This window comes from Novosphingobium sp. P6W, assembly GCF_000876675.2.
Lineage (GTDB): Bacteria > Pseudomonadota > Alphaproteobacteria > Sphingomonadales > Sphingomonadaceae > Novosphingobium.
Genome location: NZ_CP030353.1, coordinates 674,587 through 689,612, shown reverse-complemented (window position 1 = coordinate 689,612; position 15,026 = coordinate 674,587). Strand labels below are relative to the sequence as shown.

Annotated in this window: 13 protein-coding genes; 9 read left to right on the top strand and 4 right to left on the bottom strand. The window is 64.7% G+C overall.

Annotation, left to right across the window (positions count from 1 at the left end):
• Positions 1 to 103: 103 nt before the first annotated feature.
• The 3 genes from TQ38_RS19495 to TQ38_RS19485 are packed head-to-tail and all read left to right on the top strand — an operon-like array spanning position 104 to position 2,156.
• Positions 104 to 1,078 (top strand): fatty acid desaturase, encoded by a 975-nt coding sequence (locus tag TQ38_RS19495; RefSeq protein ID WP_113942002.1) that lies wholly within the window; start codon positions 104 to 106, stop codon positions 1,076 to 1,078.
• 35 nt (positions 1,079 to 1,113) lie between these two features.
• The gene (locus tag TQ38_RS19490) at positions 1,114 to 1,875 is read left to right on the top strand and encodes a phosphate/phosphite/phosphonate ABC transporter substrate-binding protein (protein ID WP_162792308.1); all 762 of its coding nucleotides are present in this window, start codon (positions 1,114 to 1,116) and stop codon (positions 1,873 to 1,875) included.
• Between the two features lie 59 nt (positions 1,876 to 1,934).
• Complete coding sequence (locus TQ38_RS19485) at positions 1,935 to 2,156, top strand: hypothetical protein (protein ID WP_043975794.1); 222 nt, start codon at positions 1,935 to 1,937, stop codon at positions 2,154 to 2,156.
• Here TQ38_RS19485 and TQ38_RS19480 read toward each other — a convergent pair.
• Positions 2,147 to 3,475, bottom strand: a complete 1,329-nt coding sequence (locus tag TQ38_RS19480; protein ID WP_043975792.1) for a dicarboxylate/amino acid:cation symporter — start codon at positions 3,473 to 3,475, stop codon at positions 2,147 to 2,149. The two genes, TQ38_RS19485 and TQ38_RS19480, sit on opposite strands and share 10 nt — an antisense overlap.
• Before the next feature lie 641 nt (positions 3,476 to 4,116).
• On the opposite strand from TQ38_RS19480, the gene TQ38_RS19475 reads away from it, so the two are divergent.
• On the top strand, positions 4,117 to 4,836 hold the full coding sequence (locus tag TQ38_RS19475; RefSeq protein ID WP_043975791.1) for a glutathione binding-like protein: 720 nt from the start codon (positions 4,117 to 4,119) through the stop codon (positions 4,834 to 4,836).
• A 101-nt stretch (positions 4,837 to 4,937) separates the two neighbouring features.
• Complete coding sequence (locus TQ38_RS19470; protein WP_043975790.1) at positions 4,938 to 6,254, top strand: LLM class flavin-dependent oxidoreductase; 1,317 nt, start codon at positions 4,938 to 4,940, stop codon at positions 6,252 to 6,254.
• A gap of 268 nt (positions 6,255 to 6,522) precedes the next feature.
• Here TQ38_RS19470 and TQ38_RS19460 read toward each other — a convergent pair whose 3' ends face one another.
• From TQ38_RS19460 to betC, 3 genes are read right to left on the bottom strand one after another with little or no spacing between them, the layout of a single operon-like run.
• Entirely contained in the window at positions 6,523 to 7,719 is a 1,197-nt protein-coding gene (locus tag TQ38_RS19460) for an MFS transporter (protein WP_043975789.1), read from the bottom strand.
• A gap of 4 nt (positions 7,720 to 7,723) precedes the next feature.
• On the bottom strand, positions 7,724 to 10,039 hold the full coding sequence (locus TQ38_RS19455; protein ID WP_052505744.1) for a TonB-dependent receptor: 2,316 nt from the start codon (positions 10,037 to 10,039) through the stop codon (positions 7,724 to 7,726).
• Positions 10,040 to 10,066: 27 nt separating this feature from the next.
• Positions 10,067 to 11,605, bottom strand: a complete 1,539-nt coding sequence (betC, locus tag TQ38_RS19450; RefSeq protein WP_043975787.1) for a choline-sulfatase — start codon at positions 11,603 to 11,605, stop codon at positions 10,067 to 10,069.
• 89 nt (positions 11,606 to 11,694) lie between these two features.
• On the opposite strand from betC, the gene TQ38_RS19445 reads away from it, so the two are divergent.
• From TQ38_RS19445 to TQ38_RS19430, 4 genes are all read left to right on the top strand, one after another.
• Positions 11,695 to 12,033: a LysR family transcriptional regulator gene (locus TQ38_RS19445; protein ID WP_082057701.1), complete on the top strand. Its 339-nt coding sequence runs from the start codon at positions 11,695 to 11,697 to the stop codon at positions 12,031 to 12,033.
• A gap of 3 nt (positions 12,034 to 12,036) precedes the next feature.
• The gene (locus TQ38_RS19440) at positions 12,037 to 12,642 is read left to right on the top strand and encodes a LysR substrate-binding domain-containing protein (protein WP_052505742.1); all 606 of its coding nucleotides are present in this window, start codon (positions 12,037 to 12,039) and stop codon (positions 12,640 to 12,642) included.
• A complete protein-coding gene (locus TQ38_RS19435) occupies positions 12,639 to 13,511 on the top strand; it encodes a TauD/TfdA family dioxygenase (protein ID WP_043975785.1) in 873 nt (290 codons plus the stop codon). The genes TQ38_RS19440 and TQ38_RS19435 overlap by 4 nt, the downstream gene beginning before the upstream one ends.
• Before the next feature lie 207 nt (positions 13,512 to 13,718).
• Positions 13,719 to 14,816, top strand: coding sequence for a DUF4424 domain-containing protein (locus TQ38_RS19430; protein WP_052505741.1), 1,098 nt, complete (start codon positions 13,719 to 13,721; stop codon positions 14,814 to 14,816).
• The last annotated feature ends 210 nt before the right edge of the window (positions 14,817 to 15,026 follow it).

Genomic DNA, 15,026 nt, shown 5'->3' with positions numbered 1-15,026 from the left:
CCGGAATGGAGGGTTCCGTCAGCTTCTGACCCCAAGCAGGGCTTTGTGGTCTGATAGACAAGCCCTCTTTTACATTCTCTACTAATTTGGTTATGTATGCCGCATGACAAGTGGGAATAGTGAAAGACCGACCGCGTCCGACCACGAGCCGGCAGGCTGGCACGCCTCGGAGAAACGGCGGGACGAGGCAAGGGTCGAATGGCCGACCCTGTTGGTGACAGCGGCGATCTACGTGGGATGGCTATTGCTCACGGCGGAGGCTCACCGTCTCCCCCCGGCGCTGGTCGTGCTTGCGGGAGGCTGGCTCATCGCCTGGCATGGATCGCTCCAGCATGAGGTGATTCATGGCCATCCTACGCGCTGGCAGGGGGTCAATACTCTGATCGGCGCCGTGCCGCTGTCCTTGTGGCTGCCCTTTGTGGTCTATCGGCGCTCGCACCTCGGGCATCATGCGACGCCTGCCATCACAGATCCTTTCGATGATCCGGAGTCGCGCTATCTGGCGTTCGATCGAAGCCAGTTGGGACGTATGCGCCATATGGCCGAACGCGTGCAGGCGACGCTGCTCGGCCGGCTCCTGTTCGGCCCCGCGATCATGGTGGGCCGGTTTCTAGCCGGTGAACTGGCCGGCCTGATCCGCGATCCCATCGGCCGCGCACGCGACTGGCTCCCGCATCTGGCGGGCTGCGCCATGCTTGTGTGGTGGCTGGATCGCTGCGGCATTGGCTTCGCGAGCTATGCGCTGATGTTCGTATATCCGGGCCTGTCGCTGACGTTGCTGCGATCGTTCGCGGAGCATCGCGCCGCACCGGTGCCCGGGCACCGCGTCGCGACCGTCGAGCGCGCCGGCCCGTTCGCTCTGCTTTTCCTGTACAACAACCTGCACGTCGCCCATCACCAGCGGCCCGGCCTCGCCTGGTATCAACTACCCGACTACTACCGGCAGCACCGCGAGAGACTGGCTTACGACAACGGTGGCCTCGTCTACTCGGGGTACGGCGATGTGGTACGCCGCTACCTGCTGCGCGGCCACGATAGGCTTGTGCATCCCGACCACGCGCACAGCGATCGGCCCTGATCGTGATGCGGGTCGCGTCGCTAGGCATGTACGATATGCCCGAGGTCCAGGACGCCAACGATGCGCTATGGAGCGGTCTAGCGACCTGGCTGCGCCGCAACGGGCTCGACGGCGTTCCCGATCACCTCGATCGCGGCCGCCCGCTGGACCAGATCTGGGACGATCCGAACCTGTTGCTGGCACAGACCTGCGGCCTGCCATTCGCTACGAAGTGGAAGGGGCGCCTGCGCTATGTGGCGACACCCTGCTACACCGCGCCCGGATGCAAGGGCCCGCTCTATCGCAGTGTCATCGTGGTAGGGCGCGAAAGTCCGGCGCAGAGCCTGTTGGACCTGCGCGGCACGGTTGCCGCCGTAAACGAGACATCGTCCAACTCCGGCTATGAACTGCTGCGCCGGGCAGTGGCGCCGTTGTCACCTGGCGCTCCGTTCTTCGCCGCAGCGATCGTGACCGGTTCGCACTATGAGAGCGTGAGCGCCGTGGCAAAGGGCAATGCAGCCGTCGCCGCCATAGACGTGGTGACCTTTGCACATCTTGGGCGCCATTGCCCCGATCTGGTCGCACGGGTGCGCGAAATTGGCTGGACCGACCTTTCGCCGGGACTGCCCTTCGTAACGGCCGGAAACGCTTCTCGTGAGTTGATTGATCTGCTGGAACGTTCGCTCGCATGGGCGACACATTCCGCCGAACTAAGCAGCGCACGCGAGACGTTGCTGCTGCGCGCCACTTCGGTCCTGCCACTCGACGTATATTCTGTCATTGGAGATAGAGACGGGGGGAAGCTTTCCGGTCTCTAATAATAGGAAAATCGACCCGATCCGATGCAGGGCGATGGGGAGCCCGAGCCCAGTGCGTAATGTTCGCGCTTGCTGGTGAAGGAGGGGTCAAAGATACGGCCGACATCGGCGGGCGGGATGCCCAGGCCATCGTCGACGAGGTCGATCGTACTATTACTCCTTGCGAAACCAGCGTCATGTCGAGCCGCGAAGCGTCTGCCTGCCATGCATTATCGGCGAATGTGGAGAGCGCCGATTTGAGCGCGCTGGCGTCAATCCCCCGCCTTTGCGGTTACACCTGAGCCTGATAACTTCCTGAGGCGGCGGGGCCGCCTTCCATTTCGGTCAACCCCAGTCGCTTTGCGACGATCACCGGGACCAGCACCTGTCCCGCGACGTTCACTGCAGTTCGTCCCATGTCGAGTATGGGGTCGATGGCCAACAGCAATCCGGCGCCTTCCAGGGGCAGGCCGAGCGTCGACAGAGTGAGGGTCAGCATGACGACGGCGCCAGTGAGGCCCGCGGTCGCCGCTGATCCGATGACGCTCACGAAGGCGATCAGCACATAGTCCGAAGGCTGCAGCGCGATGCCGTAGAACTGCGCCACGAATATCGCCGAGATCGCAGGATAGATCGCTGCGCACCCATCCATCTTCGTCGTGGATCCCAGCGGAACCGCGAAAGCGGTATAGGCGCGGGGGACGCCTAGGCGCTCGGTCACTTCCTCGGCGACCGGCATCGTGCCGACCGAGGAGCGCGAGAGGAAGCCGATCTGGATCGCAGGCCAGGACACGGCGAAAAACCTGCGCGGGTCGATCCGATGCAGCAGAAGCAGCGCAGGGTAAACGCCAAACAGAACGATCGCCAGCCCGGCGTAAACTGCGGCGGCAAAGCCGCCCAGCGCGGACAGTGTATCCCATCCATAACTCACCACGGCATTGGCGAGCAGTGCGGCGGAGCCGACCGGGGTGAGGGCGATGAGCCAGCGCAACAACTGACGCAGTACCATGTTGGCCGAAGTCATGAATGTGAGGAACGGCTCCGCGCGCTCGCCGATGCGCACGGCCGCCGCGCCTACGGCTACCGCAGCGATGATGATCTGCAGGACGTTGAACGAGACCGACGTGCTCGCCTTGCCGTTTTCGAAGTTCGTTGAAGCTGAAATGCCCAAGTAGTTGGCCGGCACCAGACCGTTCAGGAAATCGAGCCAGCTACCGACCGAGGCCGGGGCCTGAGCGGCGGTCCGGGCAATGCCGGCGTGCAGGCCGGGTTGTATCCATAGGCCCAATGCGATGCCGATGATTACCGCGATCAGGGCGGTGATCGCGAACCACACAAGCGTATGGACGACCAGCCGTGCGGCATTGTCGAGCCCGCGCAAAGCAGCAACCGAAGCGACGATGGCGGTGAAAACGAGCGGGGGGACGAGTGTTCGCAGCAATTGTACGAATATCTGGGCCGCCGTGTGGAAAGCTGCGGTAGCGCCCACGGCGGCGCCTCCTTGCGGATCCAGCCCTCGTACGATCAGCCCACCCAGGAGGCCCACGATCATGCCTAGCAGCACTTGCACGCCGAAGCCGGGAAGCCATGAGCGGCGAACGGTATCAATGGATGCAGTCATCCGAGTGAATCTAACGCGCGCCCCTTCAGCAAAGATATTTCTCTATCACGTAGGTAGAGAAATATCTTTGCTGAAGGCAATCAAAAGTCGCTACGGCATTCGACACCCTTTCCAGACGGGCGGTAGCGCTCGCGAATCTTGGTATCGTTGACGTGGGGCCGCATAACCGATGCAAGCTCGCCGCTCTGGAAGCCGGTTCACCTTCTCGGGCGTCGACAAGCCCGGCTAGGTCGCGGCCAATGAAATCTTGCTGTTGACTTTGCCTGCCCGGACCATAGGTTGAACAGGCTTTCCGCAAGCGGCCATGCCTCTCGGAAACGCGTCGGTGGCCGCTTGTGCGACCCGGCCCCCGCCTTGGACGACAGCGTCAGGCGACTTCCTCGAAACCGGTGAACCGCGCCTTGGACAGCCATTCGCGCGCTTCGCAGCTCCTTTCCGCGCCCAGTATTCAGCAAAGGATACGTCGATGTCCCTCAAGCTCTCCGATTCGGTTCTAGGCTTCACCCAGAACTCCACCGAAGGCAGGCTCCATTCTCACGAATAGGCCGGCGGCAGCTTGACCAAGCAGAAACCGTACTTGCGCCTCGTCACCCAGCCCACCTGAACGGCCCTTGCGCCAACGCGCCCCTGTGGAGATCGCGATGATCGACCTGTATTACTGGACCACGCCCAACGCACACAAGATCACGATCTTCCTGGAGGAAACGCACCTGCCTTTCCGCATCACCCCGGTGGACATCAGCCGGGGCGAGCAGTTCCTGCCCTACTTCCTGTCCATCGCCCCCAATAACCGTATCCCGGCGATCGTCGACGACGATCCGGCTGACGGCGGGCCGCCGCTCTCGGTGTTCGAATCCGGCGCGATCCTGCAGTACCTCGCCGAGAAGATCGGACAGTTCATCCCGGCCGATCTGCGCGGGCGCAGCGAGGCGGTCCAGTGGGTGTTCTGGCAGATGGGCGGGCTGGGTCCGATGGCGGGGCAGAACCATCATTTCCGTCATGCTGCGCCGCAGGAGATACCCTATGCGATCGCGCGCTACACCAACGAGACCAATCGGCTCTACGGCGTGCTGAACAAGCGCTTGGCCGACCGCCCGTTCCTGGCCGGTGAAGACTACTCGATCGCCGACATCGCCTGCTATCCGTGGGTTGTGCCATGGCAGCGCCAGGGCCAGTCCCTGGACGAGTTTCCGAACGTGAAGCGGTGGTTCGAGGTGATCGCGCGGCGCCCCGCTGTCGCCCGTGCCTACGCGTTGGTCGACGAGGTCAATCCTGATGCCCACGCACCGCAGAGCGAGCAGGCCCGGCGCATCCTGTTCGGCCAGACCGCGACGTCGATCGATGCGGCGCAAGCAGGCTGATGCGTCATTCGCAACCCGGTGCGCAGACGTTACATCCTGTCCGCTCCCAACAACTCACTCGCCATTGAACCGGCCTCGCCTAGAGCTACCTTGAGACGGCCATGACCCACCCCCGCCAAATGCACCTGGGCGCCTTCATGCGCCCGATCTCGATCCACACCGGGGCCTGGCGCTATCCCGGCGCCGCGCCCGATGCGAACTTCAACTTCCCGCTGATCCGGCGGCTTGCGCAGCGGCTGGAGGCGGCGAAGTTCGACGCCTTCTTCATGGCCGACCATCTCGCCGTGCTCAACATGCCGATCGACGCCTTGAAGCGTAGCCACACCGCGACCTCGTTCGAGCCCTTCACCTTGCTTTCGGCGCTGGCCGGGGCGACCGAGCGGATCGGCCTCGTCGCCACGGCTTCCACCACTTACGACGAGCCCTATCACATCGCCCGGCGCTTCGCTTCGCTCGACCATCTGAGCGAGGGCCGGGCGGGGTGGAACATCGTCACCACCGGCAATCCGGAAACCTCGCATAACTTCGGCAGTGACCAGCACCTCGCGCACGAGACGCGCTATGCGCGCGCGCGGGAGTTCTACGATGTCGTCACCGGTCTGTGGGACAGTTGGGCCGACGACGCTTTCGTGCGCGATGTCGAGACGGGCGTGTTCTTCGATCCCTGCAAGCTCCATGTGCTCGATCACAAGGGCGAGTTCCTGTCGGTACGCGGGCCGCTCAATATTGCGCGGCCAGTGCAGGGCTGGCCGGTGATCGTGCAGGCCGGCGCCTCGGAACCCGGCCGCCAGCTTGCCGCCCAGACCGCCGAGGTGATCTTCGGCTCCGCCGACACGCTCGAGCGCGGCAAGGCGTTTTACGCCGATGTTAAGGGCCGGATGCCTGCGCTCGGCCGCGATCCGGACAGCCTCAAGATTCTGCCCGCCGCCTTCGTCGTGGTAGGCGACATCGACGAAGAGGCGCAGGCGCGGCGCGCGCATCTCGATAGCCTGGTGCACTACGACAGCGGCATACGCTCGCTGTCGATCGCTCTCGACTACGACGTTTCAGGCTTCGACCCTGACGGCCCGCTGCCTGAAATTCCCGAAAGCAACGCGAGCAAATCTGGCCGTGACCGTATGGTCGAAGCGGCGCGGGGCCGCTCCATCCGCGAACTTGCGGCGAAGGCGGGCAGCTACGCTGGGCTGGCATTCGTGGGATCGGCAACGACGATCGTTGACCAAATGGAAGCCTGGCTGGAGGAACGCGGCTCGGACGGCTTTAATATCATGTTCCCCTGGCTGCCCGGGGGGCTGGAGGACTTCACCGACAAGGTCGTTCCTGAACTGCAGCGTCGGGGCATATTCCGCAAGGAGTACACTGGTACCACTTTGCGCGACCACCTCGGCCTGGCTCGGCCAACCAACCGCTTTTTCTAGATAGCCGCGCCTCTTCACTCAGACGCCTTTGATTACTCGATGCGTCATCTGGTTCCCGTTGAAAGAATGGGACAGGCCTTGCGACGGGCGAATGCTGCCGGGTTTCGTAGGACATATCTGCATTCGCGACGCCGGCGCTCGAGGCGACGGACGGTTCCAGCCGGTTTGTGCCTACCGTGCTGACAGTCGTATGCTACAATGTGCCGCCAGACTCTCGGCTGCCCGCCACTCGCCGGGATCGGGCGGATCCTGGCGGGCGCGCTGGTCATCAACCTGTTTCCAGCAGCGGCGCCGCATTGATCCGCGCTCGGTCGAACCGCGTCGCCAGTGGCCAGGCGGCTGCGGCAGCAAAGATGCAGGCGACGAGCCCCAACGGCCCGATCGGCTGGTAGCCGCCGAACCCTTGCGCGATGAAGCCGGCGCCGAGCGAGCCGAACGACTGGAACAGCAGCCAGGTGCCCGTGGTCATCACCGCCAGCCGCCCGGTGGCGTCAGTGGAATAGGCGAGGCCGAGCAGCAGCGGATAGGTAATGAACCAGGAGACGTTGTAGAGGATCAGCGCCGCGCCGAAGAAACGCGGGTCGGTCACCGTCGTCAGCAGGGCGCAGGCCACGCCGCAGGCACCCAGCGCCAGCGCGAGCGGCATGACCCGAGGCAGGCGGGCCACCACGGCGACGAGGGCGAGGTTGCCCAGCGCACTCAGCAGGGTGGCCAGGCTCTGGTAGCGTCCGAAGGTGGTCGCAGGCAGGCCGATGGCATGAGCGGCGCGCTCCATGAACGGCCAGATCGCGAGGCTGCCGAAGGCGAACAGCGCCATCGCCGCGAGCACGCGCCAGCCATAGGCGCCGAGCGGGGCGCGAAGGGGGCTTTCGGCGAAGTGCACCGGCGCAGGCGCGCGGCCCGAAGGGAGGAGCAGCGTGCCGAGGCCGAGCGCGGCGGAGAGGCCCGCGAGCGCCGTGAACATCCCCGCAACGCCGTGACTGGCGCCCACCATCGGCAGGCCGATGTTGACCGCCGCGAACAGCAGGGTCTGCACCGCGATCCCCGCTGAGATCGCGCGCGCAGGGTGGTCGGTCCGCCCCGCCGCGAGATTGACCGCGCTGTTCATCAGGCCGAACCCGAACCCGGTCGCCACGCGCCCTGCGAGTAGTGGCAGGTACAGCGCAAATCCGGCCGATGCCGCTTGCGCCGCGACCACCAGCACCGTCGCAACGCTCGCCAAGCTACGCGCGCTCATTGCTTGCGCCCGGGGTGCCACGAGAAACATGGCGGCGGCGTAGGCGAGCGTCTCGGCCATGCTCCACGCGCCCATCTGGACGGGCGTGAAGTCATAGCGGTCGATCAGGCCACCGACGAGATAGGTGGTGAAGTTGTTGCCGATATGCGCCGCGCCGGTCGCCGCGCCGATGGCGGCGAAAGTGGCGATCCGGGTCGGAGCGAGCGACTTGCGCGGCGCATCAGTCATCCGATCAGAACCTGTACGCTGCGGAAAGGCCGTAGGTACGGCGCTCGCCGGGATAGGTGCTCATCGAGCGGTTGAAGAACATGCCGAAGGTGTTGGTGCGGTAGTACTCGTTCGTCAGGTTCTTCACCCACGCGGCAACTTCAATGCCGCTGTTGGTGCGGTAGGCGACGCGCGCATCGCCCAGCCAGAGCGCGTCCTGGCTGAAGGTGTCGCGCACCAGCGCCCGGATCGCCGGGTCGGCAAGGAAGGGCGCGGGATTGTTGTTGGTGGCGTCCGACCAAGTGTGGAAGCGGTAGCGGCTGGTATAGCGCCAGTCGGTGCTGAACGTCAGCGTGCCCGAACCTACGGCGACCTCGTAGCTGCCCGCAAGGTTCAGCGTGTGCCTGGGCGCACGTTCGAGCGACTGGCCGGACAGGTCCAGCGGCGCGCCCTGATTGATCGGGAACGGCACCGAAGCATTGGTGAAGCCCTTGTACTTGGAATCCTGGAAGCCATAGCCCGCGCTGAGCGAGAGCCCGGCGAAAGGCCGCGCCGCAGCTTCGATCTCGAACCCGTTGACGCGCGCCGACGCCGCGTTCTGGGTGCGGGTGCCGACGCTCTGCAGCACGGTCACCTGCATGTCGTCGATGTCGTAGTGGAAGGCGGTGGCGTTGAACGTCACCTTGCGGTCAAGCCAGCTCGTCTTGATGCCCGCCTCGTAGGAGGTGAGCGTTTCCGGATCGTAGACGCCAAGGTCGCCGGGGCTGGCGACATAAGTGTTGTATGCGCCGGAGCGGAAGCCGCGCGCGACGCGGGCGAACAGCAGCACGTCGTCGGTCGCCTTGTAATCGGCCGAGGCGTCCCAGGTGAACTTCTTCCATGAGCGGCTGCCCGGCACCGGGGCAAGGGTGCCGCCCGCGCCGTCGAGGTAGATATCGTTGGCGGTGTCGATGTAGACGTTCCTGGGTACGCTGGTGTCGAACACGTCATCGGCCTGCGTCGCATAATCGTAGGCAATGCCGTCGATGCTCTTCTTTTCCCAGGTGTAGCGGCCACCTGCGGTCAGCTTGAACTGCGGTGTCACTTCGTAGCTGACGCTGGCGAAGCCGGCAACGTTGTCGGTCTTGGTGTCGAAGTCGTAGGCGGCGCCGTCCACGCCGAAGTTGATCGGGCTGTAGAGGCCGAGCTGGCCGAAGCTGTTGGTCTTGTCGTGCAGGAAATAGGTGCCGACGATCCAGCCGAAGCGTTCGCCATCGGGCGATTCCAGGCGCAGTTCATTGGTGAATGTCTGCGACGAACCACCGTAGCGCTCGTGGTACTTAGAGATCGGATTGGCATCGTCGTCCGAGTAGATGAGCGAGCTGGACTTCTCGTAGGAGGCGATGTCGATCAGGCGCACACCGCCCAGGTCTACGTCCAGCCGCGCGTCGGTGCCGAAGCGGCGGGCGCGGGTGAAGTCGGAGCCGTTGTTGCTCAGCGCCGTTTCGCTATCGCGTTCGGCATAGCCGTCGAAGTCGGTGCCGCCTGCCAGCAGGCCGACGTGCTGCAGCGGCTGGCGCTGCTTGCTGACGCCGCCGTGGACCTTGACCAGCAGCGTGGCATCTGGCGTGAACTCGTAGCCGAGCTGGCCGCGCAGGTCCCAGATGTCGTAGCCGCCGGCCTTACTGTCGGTGAAGTCGTTGTGGTACTGCCCGTCACGGCTCTTGTAGACGCCCGCGACGCGGACGTTCAGCTTGTCCGCCAGGGGCCCGCCGACGCCGGCTTCCAGTTCGACGGTGTTGTCGCTGCCGTAGACGGCGCGGCCCTGGCCGGCCAGCGTGTCGCTGGGCTTGGTGGTGACGTAATGGATCGCGCCCGCCGTGGTGTTCTTGCCCCACAGCGACCCTTGCGGGCCGCGCAGCACTTCGACGCGGTCGAGGTCGTAGAGCGGCTCGCTCTGCGCCGAACCTGCGGAGATGAACACCTCGTCCTCGTAGACGCCGACTGCCGAGGTGGCGGTGGGGGTAAAGTCGTTGGTGCCGATGCCACGCAGGCGATAGCGCGGCATGGCGGCGCCCATCGCCGATTCCGCTGCAAGGTTGGGGGTCTGCCGGGCGAGGCCGATGCCGTCGCGGATCTGCTTGGATGCGATGTCCGCTCCGCCGATCGCGGTGATCGAGAGCGGCACGTCCTGCAGGTTGGCCGAACGCTTGGTCGCGGTGACGACGATCTCGCCGCTGTAGGAGGAGCCCGCGTCGTCGGCTGCGGGTGCTTCGTCGGCGAAGGCTGGCGCGGCCAGCAGCAACGCCAGCACACTGAGGCTACCCGACAGGGCGGCGGCGGTGCGGATGGATGGTGTCATGTGTAGTCCCCTGCGTTTTATCGTTGATCATGCGCCGCGGACACGCGGGAAGCGGGCGACCGCCTCCAGCACTTCGAGGTCCATGTGGCTGCGGATGTATTCGCGCGAGGCGTCGCGCGGCGGGTTCCAGTCCCACGACTGGAGTCGCCCGGTGGCGTTGGCGGCGGAAACGATGCGGCGGAGGCGCTGGCTGGCGATGACGTCGCGCTTAATGGCGGCGAGGTCCCAGCGGCGGGCCACTTCGTCCCGGAATGCGGTGATGCGGGTCGCGTGCTCCGGGGCCTGCGCGAGGTTGCGCAACTCGTCCGGGTCGGCCGACAGGTCGTAGAGCTGGTCGGGGTCGGCGGGCGAATGGATGAATTTCCACGGGCCGCGCCGGATCATCACGACCGGGGCGAGGGCACCTTCGCCCAGGTATTCGCCGATGACTTCGTCATGGCCCTCGCTGCCCTCCAGGTGCGGCACGAGGCTACGCCCGTCGATCGGCGCGGCAAGGTGGGGCTCCAGCCCGGCGAGGTCGAGCAGGGTGGGGAACAGGTCGACCAGCGACACGCTCGCGTCCACCGTGCGCGGGGCGATGCGGCCGGGCGCACTGACGATCAGCGGCACGCGCGATCCCGCCTCGAAGAAGTTCATCTTGTACCAAAGGCCCCGTTCGCCGAGCATTTCGCCGTGGTCGCTGCACACGACGATCACGGTATCGTCGGCCAGCCCGGTTTCCTCCAGCGTGTCGAGGATCAGGCCGACCTGTTCGTCGACAAAGCTGATCGCGCCGTAATAGGCGCGCCGCGCTGCGCGGACCTGATCTTCAGTGACGGCATCGAGATCGTTTCCGCAGACGTGCCGAAGGCGGCGCGAATGCGGGTCGAGTTCGTCGAGTGGCAACGACACGCGGGGCGGCTCGATGTCTGCATCTTCGTACAGGTCCCAGTACTTGCGCGGAATCGCGAAGGGATCGTGCGGGTGGGTGAGCGAGGCGACGAGAAAGAACGGGCGCGCATCGTGGTCACCGCCTTCGCTGCCTCGGCCCCTCGCGATGTCGAACAGCTTGCGGCGGGTGGTAAAGACCACTTCCTCGTCGAAATCGAGCTGGTTAGTGCGTACCGCAGGGCCTGCGGTCAGTACCGAATCCATCGAGTGATACCACGTCGGGCGCTCGTCGAAGTTCGTCCAGTCGGGCGTCCAGCCGAAGTCGGCGGGGTAGATGTCGGTGGTTAGCCGCTCCTCAAAGCCATGGAGCTGGTCAGGGCCGACGAAGTGCATCTTGCCCGACAGGATCGTGCGATAGCCGCCCAGTCGCAGGTGATGCGCGATCGTAGGCGTGGTGGCGGGAAATTCGCAGGCATTGTCGTAGGCGCCGATGCGCGAGGGCAGCTGGCCCGACAGCATCGAGAAGCGCGACGGCGCGCACAACGGGCTGTTGCAGTAGGCCGAGCGGAAAGACACGCCCTGGGCCGCTAGCCGCGCGAGGTTGGGCGCCTTCACCGGCGACGTGCCAAGGAACGGGAGTGCCCCCGCCGTAAGCTGGTCGGCCATGATCAGGAGAAAGTTTTGCTTCGTTGCCATCGACTCATATTGTCTAGTGATTTGGTTGGGATTAGATAGAGAGATCCCTGGGCACGAGTGAAGCCGCTATTTTCTTAAGGGTGCGATAAGTGGGATTGATATCAACCGGCTTCGGAAGACTGCCTCTCAAGAGCCTGGCGGTGTTCGAGGCGGCGGCGCGGCACGGCACGTTTTCGGCCGCTGCCGGGGAACTGGCGATGACGCAGGCGGGGGTCAGTCAGCACATCTCGCAGCTGGAGGCGGACCTGGGCATCGCGCTGTTCGACCGCAAGCATCGCGGCGTCGCGCTCACTTCGGCGGGTGCTCAGTTCCACCTTTCGGTCGAGCAGCGGCTGCGCACGCTGGCGGACGGGGTCACATCGGTGCGGCGACTGGGCGGCGAGCGCACTTTCGATATCCTCACCGACTTCGGCTTTGCCGCCTGGTGACTGATGCCGCGCATCGCGGCCTTGTCCGAACTGATGCCGGAGGTAGAAATCCGCCTCGTCACCACCCAGTCCGAGATCGACGCGTCCTCCGCCGATTTCGACCTGGGTGTCCTGTTCGGGCGCGGCGCCTGGGCGGGCTGCACGTCGCGCCTGCTGTTTCGCGAGGAGGTCTATCCGGTCTGCTCGCCCGCTTATCTGGGCGACCGCAAGTTGCCGCTGAGCCCCGGAGACATCGCCGGGATGCGACTCCTGCACTTGCGCAGCAATTCGCCGCAGCGCTGGTTCGACTGGGATGAATGGTTCGCCGGGATCGGCGCGCAGCCGCCCAGGCGCCATCAGGAACTGGTGTTCAACAATTACCAGATCGTGCTGCAGGCGGTGCTGCTGGGGCAGGGCGTGGGCATCGGCTGGACTCCGCTGATCGACGACCTCGTCGCGAACGGCAGTTTGGTGCGGTTGAGCGACGTGCCGCTTTCGAGCGATCGCGGCTATCATATCGTCCGTCCGGTGCGCGCGAACGCGACCAATCCCCTGGCCGACACCATCGCCGCCTGGCTGATCGGCGAACATGATCTAGCCCACGCTAATTCGGGAGCACCCTTGCAATGACGATCACCGCAACGCGCCTCGAGGTCCTGCCCGTAAGCGGGCGGATCGGTGCCGAGATCACCGGCGCGAAGCTCGGAGGCGATCTCGATGCGGCGACCGTCGCCGGGATCCGCGCAGCGCTCTTGACGCACAAGGTGGTCTTCCTGCGCGAGCAGGGACATCTTGACGATGGGGCCCACCAGGCGTTCGCGCGGACGCTGGGAACGCCGGTCGGACACCCAACCCTGCCCGGCGACGGTGGCGATTTCCTGCTTGAACTCGATTCACACCGTGGCGGCAAGGCGAACAGCTGGCACACCGACGTGACCTTCGTGCCCGATTATCCGGCGATCTCGATCCTGCGCGCGGTGCTGGTCCCGCCTGCCGGCGGCGACACGACTTGGGCCAACTGCGTCAGTGCCTACGAGCGCCTGCCTGCTTCGCTGCGCGGCCTAGCGGATGGGCTGTGGGCGGTGCACAGCAACGATTACGACTACACTGCCAATCAGGAAGCCCCCGACGCGGCGCTGGACGCCTATCAGGCGACCTTCGCTTCGACCATCATCGAGACCGAGCATCCACTCGTGCGCGTGCACCCCGAAACCGGCGAGCGAGCGCTGGTGCTGGGCAGCTTCTTCAAGCGCTTCGTCGGCCACGGGCAGGACGAGGGGCGTCGTCTGTACGATTTGTTCCAGAGCCACGTCACGCGGCTGGAGAACACCGTGCGCTGGCGCTGGCGTGTCGGTGACGTGGCGATATGGGACAACCGCGCGACACAGCATTACGCGATCGATGATTACAACGGTGCTCATCGGGTCATGCGCCGGGTCACGCTGGCGGGCGAGGTGGCTCGCGGGATGGATGGACGCAGCAGCCGGAGGATCGCCTAGCCCGATTGCGCAATTCGTGCCAGCGGCACGGACCATCAACATCGCTACAAGTGGCTCTATCTCACGCCGGAAGCGCGGGAGCCGGTCGCGACGCACATTTTCTCGTATCCTGCCACGACCAGGTCGCTCCAGCTTCGACACATCGTTATTTCGATTAAGAGCATCTCAGATTTGAGCATTATCTACAGGTCGGCGATCGCGCCAGCCGTGGCCGATGACGCGGGAAGCACGGACGAAGATCGTCCGGCCGAACAGGTGGTCAACGATTATTTGACGGCGCAAGGGCATGCCTGCCATCAATGTGGCGGAGCCGCTGAGAAGCACAGGGAGAAGACCGTGAAGGCAGTAACGGGGGGCGCGGTAGCGCTTGCGCTGGGAGCGGTTGCCTTGGCTGCGGGAACTGCGCGAGCGAATGATTCCTCGGCGCAACTCGCTGCGGGGGGCCTGGTGCTCACAAAGAGCGACGCGATCGAAATGCAGTCCGAGGACCTCTACATATCGCGCGATGCGGTTCGGGTGCGGTATCGGTTCCTGAACAGCAGCGGTCGCGACACGACTGTGCGTGTCGCATTCCCGATGCCGGATATCGGCGGGGAGGGCTTTTTCGAGGGGGACGTGTCGGTGCCCGTCGATGCCCCCGCTAACATCCTCGGTTTCACGACGCTGGTGGATGGCAAGCCGGTCCGGACGATACTGGAACAGAAAGCGATGGTGGGGGACACCGACCATAGCGCCTGGCTGGCGGCGCACCATGTTCCGATCGCCCTTCACATGGGGGCGACCGACGCCGCCATAGCCAGATTGCCGGAATCGAAGCGGATCGAGGCAAGGAAGCTCGGTCTCATCGGCGAAGACGACGAAGGGCTGTGGATATTGCGGACGACCTACCACTGGTTGCAGGCGTTTCCGGCGGGAAAGCAGGTGACGATTGAACATCGCTACAAGCCTTCCGTCGGCGGAACGGTGATGACAGGCATCGGCCAGGACTGGGAAAACGATACGGTCAAAGTATACTGCGTGGAGCCGTCGATTCTGGCGACCCTGCGCCGCTCGGCGAAAGGCGGCAGCGGTCCGCGCTATTCGGAAAGCTGGATCGAATATATCCTCGTCACCGGTGGGAACTGGAAGAAGCCCATCGGTGATTTTCGCCTGGTCGTGGACAAGGGCACGCCGCAGGCGCTGGTCAGTTTTTGCGGCGAAGGCGTCAGGAAGATCGGCCCGACCACATTCGAAATGCGCAAGCGCGACTGGCGTCCGCAAAAGGATCTTTCGATCCTCTTTCTCAAACCGTTCGGGGCCGAATGACGATCACTTAAATGCGGCATGACCGGTAATTTTGCCAGCTTATGGGGTGCATTCTGTGAGCCCGGCGATCTGCGAAATCCCCGCGTTCCGAATGGATGAATAAAAGCGGTGCCCGATGTGCGACACAGGTTTGCACGGTTTGCACGGTTTGCACGGTCCGAGGGAAAAGGTGTCGCCTTGCGATTGGTAATTAGCCGGGCGGGCCAGGTG